This window comes from Bacillus sp. AK031 (assembly GCF_053903065.1).
In genome coordinates this window covers 1,168,883-1,188,550 of record NZ_CP096424.1, presented here as the reverse complement: position 1 = coordinate 1,188,550, position 19,668 = coordinate 1,168,883, and the positions used below count along the sequence as shown (strand labels likewise).

The 19,668-nt window shown below is 43.4% G+C and carries 17 protein-coding genes; 2 read left to right on the top strand and 15 right to left on the bottom strand.

Features of this window, described 5'->3' with window-relative positions; translation table 11 throughout:
• Positions 1–8: 8 nt before the first annotated feature.
• The 7 genes from M1E09_RS05865 to M1E09_RS05835 all read right to left on the bottom strand — a co-directional run bounded on the left by M1E09_RS05865 (position 9) and on the right by M1E09_RS05835 (position 10,437).
• A complete protein-coding gene (locus M1E09_RS05865) occupies positions 9–2,201 on the bottom strand; it encodes a RelA/SpoT family protein (RefSeq protein WP_456273918.1) in 2,193 nt (730 codons plus the stop codon).
• 349 nt (positions 2,202–2,550) lie between these two features.
• Positions 2,551–3,063: an adenine phosphoribosyltransferase gene (locus tag M1E09_RS05860; RefSeq protein ID WP_456273917.1), complete on the bottom strand. Its 513-nt coding sequence runs from the start codon at positions 3,061–3,063 to the stop codon at positions 2,551–2,553.
• A 15-nt stretch (positions 3,064–3,078) separates the two neighbouring features.
• A complete protein-coding gene (recJ, locus tag M1E09_RS05855; protein WP_456273916.1) occupies positions 3,079–5,424 on the bottom strand; it encodes a single-stranded-DNA-specific exonuclease RecJ in 2,346 nt (781 codons plus the stop codon).
• Positions 5,425–6,325: 901 nt separating this feature from the next.
• Positions 6,326–6,670 carry a LapA family protein gene (locus M1E09_RS05850; protein WP_456273915.1) on the bottom strand — a complete coding sequence of 115 codons (345 nt, stop codon included), beginning with the start codon at positions 6,668–6,670 and terminating at the stop codon, positions 6,326–6,328.
• 13 nt (positions 6,671–6,683) lie between these two features.
• Entirely contained in the window at positions 6,684–7,565 is an 882-nt protein-coding gene (locus tag M1E09_RS05845) for a cation diffusion facilitator family transporter (protein ID WP_456274912.1), read from the bottom strand.
• 166 nt (positions 7,566–7,731) lie between these two features.
• Positions 7,732–9,996 carry a protein translocase subunit SecDF gene (secDF, locus tag M1E09_RS05840; protein WP_456273914.1) on the bottom strand — a complete coding sequence of 755 codons (2,265 nt, stop codon included), beginning with the start codon at positions 9,994–9,996 and terminating at the stop codon, positions 7,732–7,734.
• Between the two features lie 114 nt (positions 9,997–10,110).
• On the bottom strand, positions 10,111–10,437 hold the full coding sequence (locus M1E09_RS05835) for a post-transcriptional regulator (RefSeq protein ID WP_456273913.1): 327 nt from the start codon (positions 10,435–10,437) through the stop codon (positions 10,111–10,113).
• A gap of 108 nt (positions 10,438–10,545) precedes the next feature.
• On the opposite strand from M1E09_RS05835, the gene spoVB reads away from it, so the two are divergent.
• Positions 10,546–12,096, top strand: a complete 1,551-nt coding sequence (gene spoVB / locus M1E09_RS05830) for a stage V sporulation protein B (protein ID WP_456274911.1) — start codon at positions 10,546–10,548, stop codon at positions 12,094–12,096.
• A 42-nt stretch (positions 12,097–12,138) separates the two neighbouring features.
• On the opposite strand, the gene M1E09_RS05825 is transcribed toward spoVB, so the two are convergent.
• Positions 12,139–12,786, bottom strand: coding sequence for a DUF421 domain-containing protein (locus tag M1E09_RS05825; RefSeq protein ID WP_456273912.1), 648 nt, complete (start codon positions 12,784–12,786; stop codon positions 12,139–12,141).
• Positions 12,787–13,367: 581 nt separating this feature from the next.
• On the bottom strand, positions 13,368–14,663 hold the full coding sequence (locus M1E09_RS05820) for an ArsB/NhaD family transporter (protein ID WP_456273911.1): 1,296 nt from the start codon (positions 14,661–14,663) through the stop codon (positions 13,368–13,370).
• Positions 14,664–14,864: 201 nt separating this feature from the next.
• Here M1E09_RS05820 and M1E09_RS05815 point away from each other — a divergent pair, with 201 nt between their 5' ends.
• A complete protein-coding gene (locus M1E09_RS05815) occupies positions 14,865–15,233 on the top strand; it encodes a TIGR04086 family membrane protein (RefSeq protein ID WP_456273910.1) in 369 nt (122 codons plus the stop codon).
• 48 nt (positions 15,234–15,281) lie between these two features.
• On the opposite strand, the gene yajC is transcribed toward M1E09_RS05815, so the two are convergent.
• From yajC to ruvA, 6 genes are read right to left on the bottom strand one after another with little or no spacing between them, the layout of a single operon-like run.
• Positions 15,282–15,542, bottom strand: a complete 261-nt coding sequence (yajC, locus tag M1E09_RS05810) for a preprotein translocase subunit YajC (RefSeq protein WP_456273909.1) — start codon at positions 15,540–15,542, stop codon at positions 15,282–15,284.
• Between the two features lie 56 nt (positions 15,543–15,598).
• On the bottom strand, positions 15,599–16,738 hold the full coding sequence (tgt, locus tag M1E09_RS05805; protein WP_456273908.1) for a tRNA guanosine(34) transglycosylase Tgt: 1,140 nt from the start codon (positions 16,736–16,738) through the stop codon (positions 15,599–15,601).
• Positions 16,739–16,760: 22 nt separating this feature from the next.
• Positions 16,761–17,786 (bottom strand): tRNA preQ1(34) S-adenosylmethionine ribosyltransferase-isomerase QueA, encoded by a 1,026-nt coding sequence (queA, locus tag M1E09_RS05800; protein ID WP_456273907.1) that lies wholly within the window; start codon positions 17,784–17,786, stop codon positions 16,761–16,763.
• 21 nt (positions 17,787–17,807) lie between these two features.
• Positions 17,808–18,014 carry a DUF2905 domain-containing protein gene (locus M1E09_RS05795; RefSeq protein ID WP_456273906.1) on the bottom strand — a complete coding sequence of 69 codons (207 nt, stop codon included), beginning with the start codon at positions 18,012–18,014 and terminating at the stop codon, positions 17,808–17,810.
• Positions 18,011–19,012 (bottom strand): Holliday junction branch migration DNA helicase RuvB, encoded by a 1,002-nt coding sequence (gene ruvB, locus M1E09_RS05790; protein ID WP_456273905.1) that lies wholly within the window; start codon positions 19,010–19,012, stop codon positions 18,011–18,013. Before ruvB ends, M1E09_RS05795 begins: the two co-directional genes overlap by 4 nt.
• 22 nt (positions 19,013–19,034) lie before the next feature.
• Positions 19,035–19,643 (bottom strand): Holliday junction branch migration protein RuvA, encoded by a 609-nt coding sequence (ruvA, locus tag M1E09_RS05785; protein WP_456273904.1) that lies wholly within the window; start codon positions 19,641–19,643, stop codon positions 19,035–19,037.
• Between the last annotated feature and the right edge of the window lie 25 nt (positions 19,644–19,668).

Below are 19,668 nucleotides of genomic sequence, written 5' to 3'. Positions count from 1 at the left end.
CAAACTCCTTAATTCATGATCCTTCTGACAGCATAAATATCTGAAATCTGTTTGATTCTTTCAACTACCCTGTGCAAATGGGAAATATTCTGTATTGAAATGGACATATTGATCGTCGCCATCTTATTCCTGTCTGACTTTCCGCTTACCGCTGAAATGTTCGTTTTCGTTTCATTGACAGCCTGAAGTACTTCATTCAATAATCCACGGCGATCAAAGCCGGAAATCTCGATGTCGACATTATATTCCTTGCGGTTGGTGAAGTCGCTTTCCCATTCAACCGGTATCAGCCTTTGTTCCGCATTTTCAGCGCATACGTTTGTGCAATCGGACCTGTGCACTGATACTCCTCGGCCTTTTGTAATAAAACCGATGATTTCATCCCCAGGCACCGGATTACAGCAGCGGGACAGCCTGATCAGCAGATTATCGATTCCAGTAACTTGAACACCTGCATCTCGTTTTCGCTTAACCGGCTGCGTTGCTTTCAGTTCAGTAATCGTTTCCTGCATTGATTCTTCCTGGTCCCTTTTCTTCCGGAGCTTTTCAGTCAGCCTGTTAGCTATCTGGACAGCCGTTATCCCGCTGTATCCAACAGCTGCATACATATCTTCCTCATTGGAGAAGTTGAACTTTTCTGCTACACGTGACACATTTTCAAGTGTAATAACTTCTTTCAGATCAAAATCAAGATTTTTGATCTCTTTTTCAACAAGTTCTCTTCCTTTTTCAATATTCTCTTCACGAAGCTGTTTCTTGAAAAAGGTTTTGATCTTGTTCTTTGCCTGCGAAGTCTGGGCAAGCTTCAGCCAGTCCTTGCTCGGGCCATAAGAATGTTTTGAGGTGAGAATCTCAATGATATCCCCAGTTTGCAATTTATAGTCAAGAGTGACCATTTTCCCATTCACTTTGGCACCGATGGTTTTATTGCCGATTTCAGAGTGAATCCTGTAAGCGAAGTCAATCGGCACCGATCCTGCAGGCAGCTCGATAACATCTCCTTTAGGCGTGAAAATGAACACCATGTCCGAAAATAAATCAATTTTAAGGGACTCCATGAATTCTTCTGCGTTCGCAGATTCATTTTGGAACTCGAGAATTTCTCTGAACCAGGTCAGCTTTTTCTCAAGAGTCGCCTTTTCATCAACATTTTGGCCTTCTTTATAAGCCCAGTGTGCTGCAACCCCGTACTCAGCAATCTGATGCATTTCAGAAGTCCTGATCTGAACTTCCAGCGGATCGCCTTTAGGACCTATCACTGTCGTATGGAGTGACTGGTACATGTTTGGCTTCGGCATCGCAATATAGTCTTTGAATCGACCGGGCATCGGCTTCCAGCATGTATGGATGATACCTAGTACTGCATAACAATCTTTAATACTATCTACAACAATCCGGACCGCAAGCAAGTCATAGATTTCATTGAATTGCTTGTTCTGAAGGGCCATTTTTCTATAAATGCTGTAAATATGCTTAGGCCTCCCGGAAATATCCGCCTCGATCTTTACTTCACCAAGACTGTCTTTCACTTCCTCAATGACCTCGTCAAGATATTGTTCACGCTCTGCCCTTTTCTTCTTCATCAGGTTGACAATGCGGTAATATTGCTGCGGATTCAAGTAACGCAGGGCCGTATCTTCCAATTCCCATTTGATCTTCGAAATACCCAGGCGGTGTGCCAATGGAGCAAATATTTCGAGGGTTTCATTGGAAATCCTGCGCTGCTTTTCACTCGGCAAATGCTTAAGGGTCCGCATATTATGAAGACGGTCTGCAAGCTTGATCAGGATGACCCGAATGTCCTGTGCCATCGCAACAAACATTTTCCTGTGATTTTCAGCCTGCTGTTCTTCTTGTGATTTATACTTGATCTTTCCAAGCTTCGTCACCCCATCAACAAGCATCGCCACTTCTTTTCCGAATCCATCCTCGATTTCCTGGAGTGTGATGTTCGTGTCTTCTACTACATCATGCAGAAATCCGGATGCCACAGTAGACGGGTCCATTTCTAAATCAGCAAGAATACCGGCAACCTGGATCGGGTGTATAATATAAGGCTCTCCAGATTTTCGAAATTGCTCTTTATGTGCTTCTTTGGCAAATTCATAAGCTTTTCTCACCAGTGTGACGTCTTCGTCCATTAAATATTCACTTGTTCGTTTTATGACCTCATCGGGGGTCAGCACTTGATCTTTTGCCATCAGCAAAATCACCTTTACAATATATTAAATCCAACCGCCATCCCCAATATCAAAACAACTTTTGTTCATCAGGAATGACATTGAATTCATGTTCTTTATAAAAAAGAGTATTGTATACTATTATCAAAAAAAATAGAAGATATGTAAAGCCTCAACATAAAAAACTGCCGATTTTGTCGAAAAATATTTGCATATCATTTTTTCTTTATGCTGTACAGCTCACAATTTCCTTCTCAATTTTCCAATATTCATTCAGCAGGTACCTAAAGATACAAAAAAGGACTAAAGCGACAAAGGCGGTTCCCCCCCCTTTTCTCTTCAGTCCTTTTCATCATGATATTGGGCTTTTTTAGTATTGCATCAGAGTCAGGATATCATGCCCTTGCAATTTTTCACGGCCGTCAAGATATGTCAACTCAATAAGGAAGGCTGTGCCGGCTACGATGCCGCCCAGTTCCTCTACCAGTTTGATTGTTGCTTCGATTGTACCGCCTGTTGCAAGTAAATCATCCGTGATCAGGACGCGCTGTCCAGGTTTGATGGCATCTTTATGGATTGTTAAAGAGTCTTTTCCATACTCAAGCCCGTATTGAACCTGAATTGTTTCGCGAGGAAGTTTGCCCGGTTTGCGCACAGGTGCAAACCCTACTCCTAGTGCATAGGCAACAGGGCAGCCAATGATGAAACCTCGTGCTTCAGGTCCTACAACCAGGTCAATTTCTTTTTCTTTTGCATATTCAACAATTTGATCAGTAGCATATTTATACGCATCGCCGTTATCCATCAATGTTGTGATATCTTTGAATCTAATACCTTCTTTAGGCCAGTTTTCGACGATTGTCACGTATTGTTTTAAGTCCATGCTTAAAAATCCTCCTCATATGTTGCAGACCAGTCCAGTCTTCTTATCAAACCAGTTCTTAAGTTCCTGATAAGATGAATACAACAATTCATTCTCTAAATTAAGTTGTTCCTGTTTCTGTCGGTAGGTAATCGATTCTTCCAAATCTCTCTTAACTTTGACAGGATTCACGGAAATCAATCCATTTTTTATTGTAACAAAATCCAGTTCAAAAAACACCTTTGACATGAATTCAATTGTTTCTCGTGACCATCCCTTATGCTTCGCAAGCTGGCCGCCATTTTTTTCAAGGTCAAAAGAGTCCCTTTTTAACAGAAAGCCATAATACCATTTAAAATGGTCCCTTGTCGGCACAGTGCTGAAAAAGTGATCTTCTTCATGGTCAAAGTGGGCATAGACCCTCTCCGGTTCTGTGTTCTTTACAACTGTCTCAAGCCATTCTCCTGAAGGAGGCATGTCCAATAGAATGAGGCTTGCCGTTTTATATGAGAAACTTGCTGCTTCTTCATGAGAAGAAATTAACAACACGTCATTACGATATTCATCCAGAGGCATTCGATCAATTGTTGCTTGCTTAAAAGCAATTATCTTTCTGTTTGAAGGAGGCACCTTCTGGAACCATCTTTGAAACGGCTTGATTCCCCTCATATCAAACAGCTGCCATTGGTCAATTGTAAGGTCTTTAAGAAACAGCTGGGGTTTCCTGATATTATTCCATTCATTGATGGATAGTTCACCAATGACTGATACTTCTGCCAGTGGAGAAATATGATCGGCAAACTCACCCATTCCAAATCCGACGCTGTCCAAAGTATGCACATCTTTTTGCAAAGAAAGCTTGAGATGGTCTTTATTGCCGCCGATTTTCCTCATTCCGGAAATGGAAACTCCTTCAATCAGCATTTTTGGTTTGGGGTTTCCCATACCAAAAGGAGCAAGGAGTTCCAACGATTCAATTGTCTCGACATCTACTTCCTCAAGGCGTATTGCTGCATCAAGTTCTGTCAATGGAATAAAATCTTCAGCCGTAAGCAGTTCTTCCGCAAAAGAGTTCAATCTGTTTCTCAGTTCACTTACATCAGATAACTCAAGCGTCATGCCTGCTGCCATTGGATGTCCTCCAAAATGAGGAAGCAGTTCTCTGCAGCGTGAAAGATTGTGAAACAGATCAAACCCAACAATACTGCGGGCAGAACCCTTGGCTGTCCCCTTCTCACTATCAAAGCTTAACACAATGACCGGCCGGTAAAATTTTTCGACCAGCCTGGATGCGACAATCCCGACAACTCCGGAATTCCAGCCTTCTTTCCCTATGACCAGCACAGAGTTTTCTTCAAGAGGAAACTCTGTTTCCACCATCTCGACAGCTTCTTGGGTCATCTGGTTAACAATGGCCTGCCTTTCTTTGTTGATTCCATCAATCTCAACGGCAATCGCCGTCGATTCTTCGATATCTTCTGACAGCATCAGGTCTACTGCCGGATCGGCATCTCCCAGCCTGCCGATTGCATTGATTCTTGGAGCAATCGCAAACCCCACGGTTTCTTCGGTAATCTCATTCTGTTGTGCATTGGCTGCCTTGCAAAGTGCTGCAATACCAGGCCTTTTGCTGTTTCGCAACTTTGCCAATCCTTGTTTGGCTATAGCCCGGTTTTCTCCTTTTAAAGGGACAAGATCGGCAATTGTACCGATTGCAGCGAGATCTAGCAGGTGATCTGGAAATTTCCCATACAACGCATGGGCAAATTTAAAGGCAACTCCTACACCAGCCAAATCCGCAAAAGGATATGTACTGCCCTCCCTTTTGGGATGAAGGATCGCCAGTGCTTCCGGAAGCTCAGGACCTGGCTCATGGTGGTCTGTGATGATTAAATCCATACCCAGTTCTTTCGCCAGCTGTGCCTCTTTCACGGCCGCTATGCCAGTATCTACGGTGATGACTAAAGAGAACCCTTCATCTGCTGCCCATCGGAAAGCATTCTCATTTGGGCCGTAACCTTCGGTAAAGCGATTTGGTATATAGAAATGTACTTCAGCCCCTAAATCCAAGAGAGTCTGCATCATGGTGGAAGTGGAGCTTACACCATCGGCATCATAATCTCCAAAAATCAGGATGGCTTCCCCTTCGTTAATAGCTTTCTTCACACGTTCTACCGCTTTATCCATATCCATAAGAAGATATGGATCATGAAATGGCTCTTCTTTCCCGTATAAAAAATGTCGCGCTTCATCAATTTCGGTAATTCCCCTGTTCACCAGCAGCTTGCTGACAATCGCCGGGACATTCAGCTCATCTTGCAGTCTATTTATATAATTCTCCCCATGGTCTTTCACTAACCAGCGGGATTTAGATTTCAACATACGTTCACCCCTCAGCCTTTCCTATTATACAAAATGGATTGTGGTACTTCAATCAGAGAAATATGGCAGAGAAGTGGTGGGGTGAATATGTGAAATGTAATTAGACAAAAAAGGATAATCCGCCTCAGCTGCAAGTAGTTCAATTTTGGAGTACAAAAGCACTATTTGTCTCCTTAATTGAATTGCTTTTTTCCTATGAAATCGCATACTAATCTGCACCCTGATTCGTAAGGTAAAGTGCAGCCAAAACTATCGGCCTGACTGAAAGAAAATGATAAGGTGAAGGGGAAGGAGCAGGATCGTGGAAGGTGATTTTTTAATTATAGAAAGTCCTATCCTTAAGTGAGGGGTCACAGATCCATAAAATAGAGGGAGAAATTCCCCTTAAACTGCAAAACATAGCTGAGTTCACTATAAATAAGGGGAGATTTTCCCCTTATTCCTGGCAAAGCACCCCATTTTTCATGCTTTTCTAATGAATAGCGGTAAATATTCCCTTTATTTTAACTATTTTTAATGCCATTTCCTAAATAAGGGGAAATTCTCCCCTTATTTTTATCAGCTCATGCTGCTGATTTCCTTTGGGCCTATTAGATTCCTCTCTTGGATGGCGGGGTGGGGCCACTCAGTGAACAAACGGCGTTGTTACTTGAAGAAAAGCCGTCTTTCAAACAGTAAATCCGCGACATAATTCGCAAGACTACAATATTTATTTCAGAGTTGTGGAAACGTGTACGAAACTAGATGCGAAAAAACACTTGATAGTAGATGACTTGCTGTAATACCCAAAAAAAGCATACGAATAATGGTGCGAATTCGTATGCTAAAGACTTTGGATTTTTACATTTTGTACCTATAAAGTGAACTGCTTAGCTCAGCTGCGAATCGTCTTTCTTCCAGGTTACATCCGGTTTTGTTCTTCCCCTCCAGCTTCGATATGTTCTTCATGTGCTGGTACAGGTTCACTTTCAGGAAGAGTCTCTTTTTCTTCTGCTTCCTTTTTCAGCCTCTCATTCTCTTTTTGAGCTGCTTTCAACTTTCTCTGGACGACAAATAAACGGAACAGGCCGACCGAACCGACAATCAGCCCTCCCATGAGAACTGATCCGATAATAACTAAAATCAACGGCCATTCTGCCTCACCAAAAAGGTAATTCACTCTTACCGGATCGACATTGATAACTGCGAAAATAGCAACGATCAGAGCAAAGGCCAATCCGAGGATCAAGTTCCATTGAAATTTCATATGTCTCCCTCCCTTATGTTAGGTCTACGCTTTCATCTTCCTCTTCTTCTACATTATATGGATTAATGTGTATGAAAACATCCTGCACTTCAGGTGCTTCAAGCAGCCGTTTCTTCACATTCTTACCCACTCGGTGCCCTTCTTCTACGGTAATATGGGGATCGACGCTGATTTTCAAATCAACTATTACATAATGGCCGTGCTCTCTGGCATGCAGTTCATTAATTTCCAATACACCTTCAACTTCGCTGACGGCTGCTCTCAATTCCTGTGTATCTTCATCATGAAGCACATGGTCGAGGGTATTATGAATGGATTCCGCCCCCAGCTTCCAGGCCATTTTCAAGACCAGCAGAGAAACGAACACCCCTGCTACCGGATCTCCATAGACAAGCCATTCGATATCCAGCACGCCGCCGAGCATGGCTGCCCCAATACCTATCAGCGCTGCAATCGAAGAATAGACATCAGAACGATGCTCATACGCATTTACAATAAGCGCATCACTTTTTAACTTTTTACCCAGTCTGTACTTGTATTGAAACATCACTTCTTTTACCACAATGGAAAAGATGACGGCATAAATGGCTATGGATGTAGGTGCCTGTATCGGGTGGAAGAATGATTCGATAGAGGACTTGCCAATTTCGATACCAACCAGAAACAAAAGCACCGCTACGATGATCGCAGCAATGGATTCTGCTTTTCCATGTCCGTATGGGTGGTCCTCATCCGGCGGCTGCTTAGCTGCGCGCAATCCTATGTATACTGCGAGTGACCCTGCCACATCAGAAGCCGAGTGGACTGCATCGGCAATCAGTGCTTTACTGTTTCCAGCCACTCCTGCCCACCATTTTACCCCTGCCAGCAGGATGTTTCCTACTACACCGACCATCGCGGCAAATTCAGCTTTCTTAAAACGATCATCTGTACTCAAAGTTGTCCCCCCTTATTCCACTTTATTGTAACCTATTTAACTGTAAAGTATCTCCCAAAACGCTTAAAAGGACGAGTATCCCAGGCAGACACCTGCCTGAAAACTCGTCCTTTCAGCATTCTTATTATACTTGAGGTTCGTCTGAGATTTTCTTTTTCTCTTTGAACGTAATGATGGTTCCTTTTTTCTTCAATTCCCGTTTCTTCAGCACCAGCCACAGCTGAGATGCAATGAATACAGAAGAGTAAGTACCGGAAATTAAACCGACAAGCAATGCAATGGAGAAGTTCGTGATTGACTGGCTTCCGAAAATCATCAGTGCAATGACGGTAAACACCACCGTAATAACTGTACTTACTGAACGCGTAAGTGTTTGACGCAAACTTTTGTTCACGACTTCTTCTATATCTTCGTTGGTTTTCAATCTGCGTTTCTTCTGCAGATTCTCCCTGAGCCTGTCGAACGTAACAATTGTATCATTGATGGAATAACCGACAATTGTCAATACCGCTGCAATGAATGTCAGGTCGACCTCCAGACGGGTCAAACTGAAGAAGGCAATGATAAAGAATGCATCATGCAGAAGTGCTGCAATCGCTCCGACTGCCATTTGCCATTCAAAGCGAAGCGTCACATAAATGATGATGCCTACGGAAGCAATCGCAACGGCGATCATGGCATTTTTCGCCAGTTCTTTCCCGATGACCGGCGACACGGTACTGATATTTGGTTCCGCACCGTAAGCTTCAGTAAAGTGAGTCTTTAACTCGGCAATTTCCTCTTTAGTCAATACATCCGTATATCGTACGACGCCAATTTCATTGTTGTCGCCTGATATAACAATCTCATCTGATGGGAACCCAACTTCTTCAAGTTCCTCTGTCAGGCTGTCTGATGTCAAGCTTGAATCAGATAGAATCTCCATCCGAGTACCCGCCGCAAAATCAATTCCGAGATTAAGCCGGAAGATGGCAAGTATGATAAGACCAGCCGCAATCAAAACTCCTGATATCGCAAAGAATTTATTTCGCTGTTTGGCAAAATCAAACTTGTCATATGCAGTCGGAAGGTCAAGCGTGTCATAATTGTCTGCAATATCTTTTATATCTTTAGGATTAACACCCATCCATGAAGGCTTTTTGTTGAACGCCCGGCTGTTGATCCATAGGCCAAGAAGCAGGCGGGATCCCCATACCGCAGTCAGGAAGCTTGTCAGAATGCTGACGATCAGCATTGTTGCAAATCCTTTTACAGAGCTTGTCCCAAAGTAGAATAGAACAGCACCTGCCAGAATTGTCGTCACGTTGGCATCCAGAATCGTCATGAACGAAGATTTATTTCCCGCCTGGAATGCCGCCCGGACACTCTTTCCAACTTTCATTTCCTCTTTTATTCTTTCATATGTGATGATATTGGCATCGACTGCCATACCGACCCCGAGTATCAGGGCTGCGATTCCCGGCAGTGTCAGGACCCCGTTCATCATGTCGAATATCCACAGAATCAGATAAATATAAACAGATAAAGTGATCATCGCGATAAACCCTGGGAAACGGTAGAAAATCAACATGAACAAGAAAACGATCGCAATACCGATCAGCCCTGCCGTCACCGTTTTATCCATTGCCTGCTCACCAAATTTTGCCCCGACTGAAGTAGAATACACTTCAGTAAGTTTTACAGGAAGGGCACCAGCATTCAGCAAGGATGCCAGGTTTTGTGCTTCTTCTATAGTGAAATCACCGTAAATTTGAACTTCGTTCGAGTTGATGGGCTCATCAACTTTTGGGTCTGATAAGAACTTCGGATCCTCTTTTGCAGCTTCTGCTTCATAAGAATCCACACCTTCTTCAAAGTCAAGCCAGATAACAAGCTTGTTTTCAGGAAACGGTTTTTGTGAAAGCTCCTTAGTCAAATTGTAGAACTTATCCCTATCTTTTAACTCCAAGGAAACGATCGGGCTGTTCTGCTGGCTGAATGACTGTTGAGCTCCACCTGTAACCAAGTCAGAACCATCCAGTCTTACTTCATCGTTAATATCACGGAAAGTCAGGTTTGCCTGTGTAGACAGAATTCGTCTTGCTTCATTCTGATCTTCTACACCAGCCAACTGGACACGGATCCTGTTGCCATCTTCAATCTGGATGTTCGGCTCACTTACACCGAGAACATTGATACGCTTGTCCAGCGCATCTGCCGTATTGGCGACTGTTTCACTTGTGGGTTCATCACCATTCAATTCTTCCACTTGATACAGGACTTCGAACCCGCCCTGCAAGTCCAAACCAAGCTTGATGTCTTTCAAAATGTTGGTTGTTGTACTTCCGATTAATCCTCCCAGTAAGAGAACGATTAAACAGAAGGCAACAATGCGGCTACGTTTTACCATTATGTATGAGTCCTCCTTGCATTTGTCCGGAACAGGTTTTTTCCTGCTCACGGAATATACCAATATTCCCATTATGAGCTAGATGTAATTGTCTGTCAATTTAATATCATGCTATCATCCTTTGGGGTTTTTGGATGGATTTAACAGCTCTTTCAGCTCATCCTCGTTCAAATCAGTGAACCAGTTCGGCGATCTGTATGCTTCCACTGTTTCAAAGCTCATATATTCGCCTGGTTTGACACTCAATATGTCATTGACCAGTTCTGATATCCGTATTTCCTCTTTCGGTTTCTTCCACTTCTTTTTCAACAGGTATGTCCATAAGCTTTCTACAGTTGCTTTTCCATATCCCAGCATTTCAAATTCTTCCACCTTGCTTACCAGTGCAAGCTCTACATCTTCAAAAAAATTACTGTACGGATGTTGCAAAACGTTCATCATTTTCCCAGCTCCATTTCAAAATGCTAACAACTTGTCATGCTTTGTCCATCCTGATGCATATAGATAATTGTATACGATATTACGATTTTTGAGAAGGCAGGGAATATGATGTCTAAATTTTTAAAAGGCACTATGATCTTGATGGGAGCTGCCTTAATTACACGGATTCTCGGATTTATAAACAGGATCGTCGTTGCAAGGTTCATTGGTGAAGAGGGAGTCGGCCTCTTTATGATGGCATTCCCGACTCTGATACTTGTGATTACAATTACGCAGATGGGCCTTCCCGTTGCGATTTCTAAAAGTGTTGCAGAGGCTGAGGTACAAGGAGATATAAAGAAGGTCAAGAAGATCCTGGCGGTTTCGCTTGCCATAACCATTTCCTTATCCATGATCTTCACTCCGGCTTTAATATTGCTTGCCCCCTATCTATCTGAAACCTTATTTACCGATTCACGTACGTATTATCCGTTAGTCGCGATTGCCCCTATCATCCCGATTGTCGCCATTTCTTCTGTTATAAGAGGTTATTTCCAGGGAAGGCAGAACATGAAGCCTGCCGCGATTTCGCAGGTCATAGAGCAGGTTGTCCGCATTTGTTTGATTGCCCTCATGACCAAAGCCTTTCTTCCTTATGGAATCCAGTATGCTGCAGCGGGAGCAATGGCCGCATCTGTGATCGGGGAACTCGCTTCGCTGCTCTATATGTTTACAGCATTTAAATTAAAAAAGAAATTTAAGGTCAGGAGAAATTTTTTCAAATCTGTAAAATCAGGACGAAAAACTCTTAATGAACTATTGAGTGTGGCTTTGCCCACGACAGGAAGCCGTATGATCGGATCGATTTCATGGTTTTTCGAACCGATTGTCGTCGCTCACAGCTTGGCACTGGCAGGGGTTGCCACGTCACTCGCTACAAAACAGTACGGTTCACTTACCGGTTTTGCTTTGCCCCTGTTGTTTTTGCCTTCATTCATCACTGTGTCCCTTTCAACGTCTCTGGTACCTGCAGTTAGTGAAGCCAACAAACAAAACAACTTCCTCTTGATTGAGCACCGGCTTAGCCAGGCACTCAGGTTCTGCCTGATCACCGGCGGAATTGCTGTCGTGCTGCTATTCGTGTTCGCAGACCCGTTGATGACCGTCATGTATGGAAGCAATAGCGGCGCCGGCTTTATCATGGTCATGGCTCCTTTCTTCCTTTTCTATTATTATCAGGGGCCTCTGCAGGCTGTCCTCCAGGCACTTGATTTAGCAAGAGCCGCGATGATCAACAGCCTGATAGGAGCTGTAGTCAAAACAGGCATCATCTTCATTTTGGCTTCACAGCCTGCATTTGGTATATACGGTGCGGCGCTGGGAATTGTCACCGGTATTATGCTCGTTACCATGCTTCATTTTGCTACGATACTTAAGACTGTTCCTATGACTATTTATGTCAGGGATTATCTCAAGTTTGTTGTGGTGATGGCCTGTTCAGGACTTGCCGGGCATTATTTATACACCGACTTTTTAAATAACCTTCCACTTGGTTTCCGGCTAATAACCGGTCTTACTATCACGAGCATCGTGTATGTCGTGCTTTCCATAATAGTAAAACTGATCCGCAGGGATGACTTGAAGAGGATTCCTTTTATCGGCAAACTTGTCATGAACTAACCCTATATCAAAAGCCATCTCCGGCAAATCAGGAGATGGCTTTTATTTATCACGCAAATCAATATAAAATTGTCCATTCTGGAAGCTGCAAAAAGAAATGTCCTCAAGGTGGTGATAATTTTTCTCCCTCAGCCTCTTTCTGAGCCAAAATTCATTTTTGCCAATCATATCAAGGTGGTTTCTCTGGATGATACCATCAAGAATCAACGGAAGTGTCAACGACCCCTCTCCTTGATTTTCTTCTTTTTTGATTACCGACAATGTGCCTGAAGGTTCAAGAATCGCAAATTCCACATCAGCAAGATTGCTGATATCTTTTTCTCTAAGCTGCAGGAGCAGGTCATCGAAATTATAGCGCTGTCGCTTCATCGCCTTTTCGTCAATTTTCCCATGGCTGATTAAGACGATTGGCTTGCCATCGACTATTTCCCTGAATTTTTTGCTCTTCATGGATAAAAAGGCTGTCAATATTTGAATCAGCATAAGAACCGCCATAGGCAGAAGTGTGTTCACCAGAGCGCTTGAAGGTTCTTCAATTGCAAGCACTGCCATTTCCGCTATCATGATGAATACAACAAGGTCCAATAAACTCAGTTCACCAATTTCCCTTTTCCCCATCAGCCGGAAAATAAATAGTATAACTGCATATAAGAAGATTGTACGGACAATAATTATTAAATATTCCTCCACGTCCCTCTCCTCCTTCAGGTACGTTTGCACCATTTATTATGCTCTTGGAAAAAGGAAAGATAAGAGGTAAGTTTTTACTATAAGGTTTGTCCTAATAGAGCTCTAAGGCAGTGTTAAAGAGTGTTGTTGTAAAAAAATTGTTGCCAGATTTCCGCTCCAGGTGTGCGACTCCGCGGGGCGGGCGGTGAGCCTCCTCGGCTTTGCCTGCGGGGTCTCACCTGTCCCGCTAGTCCCGCAGGAGGTCGCACACCTTCCGCTCCAATCAACTAAATATTTTATCTATAGCCAAATCACTAAAATGAACTTTTAAAAATTTCTATATTAATTTTATCATCTGGATTAGAATGCTGATGAATATTAACAGATATGCAGCAGAACAATTACACATTTTTATTACCGGATCAAATAATTACCGCTTTTTGACCTACAAAAAAACATTATCCTCTAGCTCCATTATAAAATGTTGTTAAAAACTGCCGGGCACATGAGACTTGACTCTAGTCCCGTTAAGTCGAAATAAGCATGTATAGGGTCAAACAAACATTGTCCGAGTAAATCCCATTTCCTATAGAGGCAATGTCCTAATACCCCATAAACGGCACGATGTATTTAAAGTATACATACACCGTACAGACTGCTAACGAAATTAAAGTGATAGGCACACCGATCAGGAGATAATGGGAAAATTTGATTTGTACATCCTCTTTTGAAGCGAGTCCTACGATAACGAGATTGGACGAAGATCCAAGCAATGTTCCGTTGCCGCCCAGGCAGGCTCCCAGTGCAAGAGACCACCATAATGGATCCATATTGACCATGCCGAATTCCTGAAACTCCTGGATGACGGGGATCATTGCTGCGACAAAAGGTATATTATCGATTACGGCAGAGAGCAGACCTGTTCCCCAGAGGATGACAAAGGATGTGGTCTTCATATCGCCTTCTGTCAGCTTGATGATTTCCCTGGCGATCTCATCGATGAACCCTGCCTCTTCTATTCCTCCTACCAGTAAGAATAGCCCGATAAAGAAAAATAGCGTTCCCCATTCCACTTCCTTTAAAATTTCCTCGGGATCATATACTTTTTCCAAAAGGAGCATGATCAATACTGCCCCTGCCAGTGCTACCGATGTGACGTCAAGATGCAGGACAGGGTGAAGAGAAAATCCTGCCAAAACTAGTACCAGGACACTAATGGATGCGATGAGTCCATTATTTCTTTTTAAATACGATTTAGCATTAATCCCTTTCAATAACAGTTTTTTATCTTCTTTTACAATCAATATTTCTTTGTAAATCAAACAGATAATAATCATCGTGATCACCAGGATCAAGGCAGCTACTGGCATAAGATTCTGAAGAAAAGCATTAAAGGTAAAGTGCTCGACTGCCTGCCCTATCATCATATTTGGCGGGTCTCCGATCAGGGTGGCAGTCCCGCCGATATTACACGCCAGGATCATCATGACTAAGAACGGCAGCGGCGGGAGGTCGAGCACTTTAGTAAGAGTGAACAAGATGGGGACAAGCAGCATGGCAATCGTGACATTTGCCAAAAAAGCCGACCCGACTGCCGAAAGAAGTGAAAAGACTACCAGCAAGGCAAGTCCATTTCCATTGACAGCCTGTGCAAGCCTGATGGCAAGGAATTCAAAAAATCCGGTCTTGCTTGTCACAGTCACAATCAGCATCATCGAAAACAGCAGGGTAATCGTTTTCCAGTCAATATAAGTGAACAATGCTTTTTCTATCGTAAAGGCACCGATAAGAAGCATAGCTGCTCCACCAGCCATGCTCGCAAGGATCCTGTTCCATTTTTCTGTTATTAGCAAAATGTAAACGGCTGTAAATACTGCCAATATAATGAAGGGTGACATACATCCCTCTCCTTTTAGAAACCTGTATATTGCAAAACAACTGTCTCGTCGTTCAACTTTAAATACTTTTAACATTGTATGATGCTTGGCCACTAAAAATTATAGTCTATTTATTTCTTTCGTGAATATGCTTGTACTAGGAAAAGCTTGTATTTTTCATGTTTGAAAAGAAGGGAGAGGGAGACTATAGAGGCTAAAAAAATGGGAAGTGCGATTTTGTATGGAACGGGGACAATCCTGCTGATTGCCATTGTGGCGAGTTTGATTTTTGCACTCATGCTCCGGTTCACCAGCCTTGAGGAGAGCTCCATCAGCTTGGCGGTAACCATCATTTCATTCCTGGCCTTATTTATCGGAGGTTTCATGTCTGGAGGAAAAGGGAAGGAAAAGGGCCTTGTTCTCGGCGGCCTGACTGGAGCAATATTCACTGCTGGAGTATTTTTGTTTCAGTATCTCGGATATGATTCATTGTTTTCCATGGAACAGGTGGTATACCATGTCTGCTTTATTATCACTTGTATGATGGGCGGTATTCTCGGTGTCAATGTCAGCGGGGGAAGATCCTCATGACAAAATAAGACCCGCATCTAAAGCAGATGCGGGTCTTATTTTGTTCAATTATGCTTTCACAACTTCACGAACAGCATTTCTGTCGTATGTAAGACGGCTGCCATCTCCGCATTTCACGACGATTGTGCCTTCCTCAATAGCGTCGATAATGCCATGCATACCGCCGATTGTGATGATTCTGTCACCTTTTTGCAATTCATTCTGCATATGCTGAATCGCTTTCTGTCTTTTTTGCTGAGGGCGAATCAGCAAAAAGTAGAAAAGAACAAACATCAGCAGTAAAGGAACTAAAGTAGCTAACGTATCCATTCTGGTACCTCCTTTCGTTGTGAGGATGCTTTATTCTTATGAATGAACATCCTAAATCAGAAGTTTTTTGCATCAGGACGATTATATCCGTACGCTTCAAAAAATTCTTCTCTAAAGTCACCCAATCGATCTTCTCTGATCGCTTGTCTGACTTGCTCCATTAATTTTAACAGAAAATGAAGATTATGATAAGTCGTAAGGCGGATTCCGAACGATTCATCACATTTAATCAAGTGACGGATATAGGCTCTGCTGTAATTCCTGCAAGTGTAGCAATCACAATTCTCATCAATCGGGTTGAAATCCCTTGCAAACTTTGCGTTCTTGACAACAAGACGTCCTTTGCTTGTCATCAGAGTCCCATTGCGGGCAATTCTGGTAGGAAGGACACAGTCAAACATATCGATTCCTCTTATTGCTCCATCAATCAATGCATCAGGTGAGCCGACTCCCATGAGGTATCGGGGTTTGTTATCAGGAAGCAAAGGCGTTGTAAATTCCAACACTCTGTTCATGACATCTTTCGGTTCTCCGACAGATAAGCCGCCCACCGCATAGCCAGGAAAATCAAGAGATACTAAATCTTTTGCACTTTGTCGGCGGAGATCTTCATACTCTCCCCCTTGCACGATTCCGAACAACCCTTGATCTTGTGGACGCTGGTGGGCTTCCAAGCAGCGCTCCGCCCATCTTGAAGTTCTTTCCACCGAACGCTTCATATAGTCATGTTCAGCAGGATAAGGTGGACATTCATCAAAGGCCATCATGATATCAGATCCCAGGGCATTCTGGATTTCCATCGCTTTCTCAGGGCTTAAGAACAGCTTGTCACCGTTAAGGTGATTACGAAAGTGAACTCCTTCTTCTTCTATCTTCCGGAATTCACTTAAACTGAAGACCTGGAACCCTCCTGAATCGGTAAGAATCGCTTTGTCCCAATTCATGAATTTGTGGAGGCCGCCTGCTTCCCTAATGATTTCATGGCCCGGGCGCAGCCACAAGTGATAGGTATTACTGAGGATAATCCCTGCTTCCATGGATTTTAAATCCTCAGGAGACATCGTCTTTACGGTTGCCAATGTCCCGACGGGCATGAAGACCGGCGTGTCAAAAGAGCCATGTGGTGTATGAACCTTCCCTAAACGCGCTCCTGTTTGTTTACAAGTTTTAATATGTTCATAACGAATAGCAGTCAAATCGTCTAACTCCTTCCAATTTTCACAGTATCAGCATGCTGTCGCCAAAGCTGAAAAATCTGTACTGTTCCTCAACAGCTGTATTGTATGCATTAAGGATGATATCCCTGCTTGTAAAAGCACTGACAAGCATGATCAAGGTTGATTTAGGCAGATGGAAATTGGTAACCAGACCATCAATTGCTTTGAACTTGTAGCCGGGATAGATGAAAATGTCTGTCCAGCCGCTTTCCTCTACAAATTCCCCATGTTTTGTTGCAATAGTTTCAAGGGTTCTTGTAGAAGTTGTTCCAACCGTAATGATTCTGCCACCGCTTTCTTTCACCTCATTTAGAAGCCTCGCCGTTCCTTCCGTTATCTGATAAAACTCGGAATGCATGTCATGTTCCTCAATACTGTCTACAGAGACCGGGCGAAACGTACCTAATCCCACATGCAAAGTGATAAAGGCAACGTGCACACCCTTTTCTCGAATTTCATTCAATAATTCATCGGTAAAATGAAGACCGGCAGTCGGGGCAGCAGCAGACCCCCTTTCCCTCGCAAAGACTGTCTGATACCGGTCCTGGTCATCAAGCTTTTCGCTTATGTATGGAGGAAGAGGCATCTCCCCAAGCTCATCCAGTACTTCGTAGAAAATGCCTTCATACTGAAATTCCAGCACTCTTCCGCCCTGTTCTTTTTCTTCCGTACAGACAGCGGTCAGTTTTCCTTCTCCGAATGAGATTCTGGTCCCTTTCTTGACTCTCTTTGCGGGTTTAACAAGCGTCTCCCAATTGTCGCCCTCTTCTTGTTTCAAGAGAAGGACTTCAATCTTAGCTCCTGTTTCTTCTTTAACACCAAAAAGACGGGCAGGAAGCACCCTGGTGTCATTGAGGACAAGGCAGTCACCTTCTTTAAGGAAATCAACGATATCCTTGAATTTCTTATGCTGCAGGCTGCCGGTTTTACGGTCAATGGCCATAAGCCTGCTCTCAGACCGTTTTTCCAGAGGTGTCTGGGCAATCAGTTCCTCCGGCAAATGGAAATCAAAATCTTCAACTCTCAAAGCTCTCACCTTACTTTTTTCTTATTTGAATTTCCCTAGGATGTAAAAAACCAAAGATAATACAATGCTGACGATAATCGACGTCATTAAAGGAAAATAAAATGTGGAATTCTCTTTTTTGATAATGATGTCACCAGGGAGTCTCCCAAGCTTTGTGAATGCCATCAGGAAACCGATAATCAGTAAAAGGGCTCCTGCAATCATCATCATTTTCGGCAATCCTGTCATGCTTTTGGAACCTCCAAGCCAAAATGTTCGTACACAAGGGATGTCACAATCCTCCCCCTAGGCGTGCGCTGCAAAAACCCGATCTGCAGCAAGTAAGGCTCGTATACATCTTCTATCGTGTGTGATTCCTCACCTATACTTGCGGCTATTGTATCAAGGCCGACCGGGCCGCCCTTGAACCTTTCAATTATACCTTTTAATAACTTATGGTCAATATGATCGAGTCCCAGCTTATCCACCTGCAAGAGTTCGAGGGCATGGCTCGCAAGTTCAGTGGTAATTTCACCGTCACCTCTGACCTGGGCAAAATCCCTCACTCTTCGCAGCAGCCGGTTCGCTATTCTCGGTGTTCCGCGGGACCGCCTGGCCAATTCGACAGAGGCAGGTCCATCAATCGCAGTCTCCAGGATTTCTGAAGTCCTGACAACAATTTCTCGGAGCTGTTCCTCGTTATAATACTCCAATCTGCACAGGACGCCAAACCGGTCGCGCAAGGGAGCAGATAGAGCTCCCGCCCTGGTGGTGGCACCCACCAGTGTAAAAGGAGGCAAATCCAGTCGTACAGATCTGGCACTCGGACCGTTGCCGATGACAATATCCAGGCAGAAGTCTTCCATTGCCGGATAAAGAACTTCCTCGATAGAGCGGGGCAGACGATGGATTTCGTCAATAAAAAGAACATCCCCCGGTTCCAGCGAGGTCAAAATTGCTGCAAGATCCCCTGGCCTTTCAATGGCCGGTCCTGAAGTTGTTCTCAGATTGACTTGCATTTCATTTGCAATGACAGCGGCAAGGGTTGTTTTTCCGAGGCCGGGTGGTCCATAAAGCAGGACATGATCCAAGGTTTCCTGTCTCATTCTTGCTGCCTCGATGAAAATACCTAAATTACTTTTTACTTTATCTTGTCCAATATATTGATTTAATGTCTGCGGCCTTAAAGAAAGTTCAAATGAATGGTCGTTTGTTTCCGCTTCCGATGACACAACTCTTTCTTCCATCTGTTTGCCTCCTTTCTTTGCATTACTTAAGCAATAATTTCAGCGCCTCTTTGATTAGTTCATCTGTCGTTTTACCTTGAGAAGACAATTTAGGAGTCACTTTCTTGATTTCTCTTTCTGAATAGCCCAATGCTTTTAAAGCAAGTGCCGCCTCTTCGACTAATTCGTCATTGGATGGAGCATCTGCCTGCTTTCCTTCTTGGAAAAGATTTGGAAAGTAGTCTGGCACGACATCCTGCAATTTGCCTTTTAAATCAAGAATCATCTGCCTGGCCGTTTTCTTTCCTACGCCGGGAAATTTGGTCAGGAACCGTTCATCTTCCCCTTCAATCGCAGCAATTACCTGCTCTGGGGCACCGGCTGCCAGTATGGCAAGAGCACCTTTAGGTCCTATACCTGAAACATTCAGCAGCTTGATGAACAGAAGCTTCTCCTCCATTGTCAGAAATCCGTATAACGCCAAAATATCTTCTCTTACATGCTGATATGTATAGATCACTGTACTTTCATTTTCAAACTTGGAAAACAGAAACGGATTACTGGTGAATATCTGATATCCAATACCTCCGTTTTCAAGGACCACATATTCAGGCCCCACTCTTTTTACGGTTCCATTTATATATTCATACATCTGCTTTTTCTCTCCCTTAATCACT

Bases quoted from the DNA above. Each gene is read 5' to 3' on its own strand.
- M1E09_RS05865 (WP_456273918.1), bottom strand. From the start codon at position 2,201: ATGGCAAAAGATCAAGTGCTGACCCCCGATGAGGTCATAAAACGAACA.
- M1E09_RS05860 (WP_456273917.1), bottom strand. From the start codon at position 3,063: ATGGACTTAAAACAATACGTGACAATCGTCGAAAACTGGCCTAAAGAA.
- recJ (WP_456273916.1), bottom strand. From the start codon at position 5,424: ATGTTGAAATCTAAATCCCGCTGGTTAGTGAAAGACCATGGGGAGAAT.
- M1E09_RS05850 (WP_456273915.1), bottom strand. From the start codon at position 6,670: ATGAAATTTCAATGGAACTTGATCCTCGGATTGGCCTTTGCTCTGATC.
- M1E09_RS05845 (WP_456274912.1), bottom strand. From the start codon at position 7,565: ATGGTCGGTGTAGTAGGAAACATCCTGCTGGCAGGGGTAAAATGGTGG.
- secDF (WP_456273914.1), bottom strand. From the start codon at position 9,996: ATGGTAAAACGTAGCCGCATTGTTGCCTTCTGTTTAATCGTTCTCTTA.
- M1E09_RS05835 (WP_456273913.1), bottom strand. From the start codon at position 10,437: ATGATGAACGTTTTGCAACATCCGTACAGTAATTTTTTTGAAGATGTA.
- spoVB (WP_456274911.1), top strand. From the start codon at position 10,546: ATGTCTAAATTTTTAAAAGGCACTATGATCTTGATGGGAGCTGCCTTA.
- M1E09_RS05820 (WP_456273911.1), bottom strand. From the start codon at position 14,663: ATGTCACCCTTCATTATATTGGCAGTATTTACAGCCGTTTACATTTTG.
- M1E09_RS05815 (WP_456273910.1), top strand. From the start codon at position 14,865: ATGGGAAGTGCGATTTTGTATGGAACGGGGACAATCCTGCTGATTGCC.
- yajC (WP_456273909.1), bottom strand. From the start codon at position 15,542: ATGGATACGTTAGCTACTTTAGTTCCTTTACTGCTGATGTTTGTTCTT.
- M1E09_RS05795 (WP_456273906.1), bottom strand. From the start codon at position 18,014: ATGACAGGATTGCCGAAAATGATGATGATTGCAGGAGCCCTTTTACTG.
- ruvB (WP_456273905.1), bottom strand. From the start codon at position 19,012: ATGGAAGAAAGAGTTGTGTCATCGGAAGCGGAAACAAACGACCATTCA.
- ruvA (WP_456273904.1), bottom strand. From the start codon at position 19,643: ATGTATGAATATATAAATGGAACCGTAAAAAGAGTGGGGCCTGAATAT.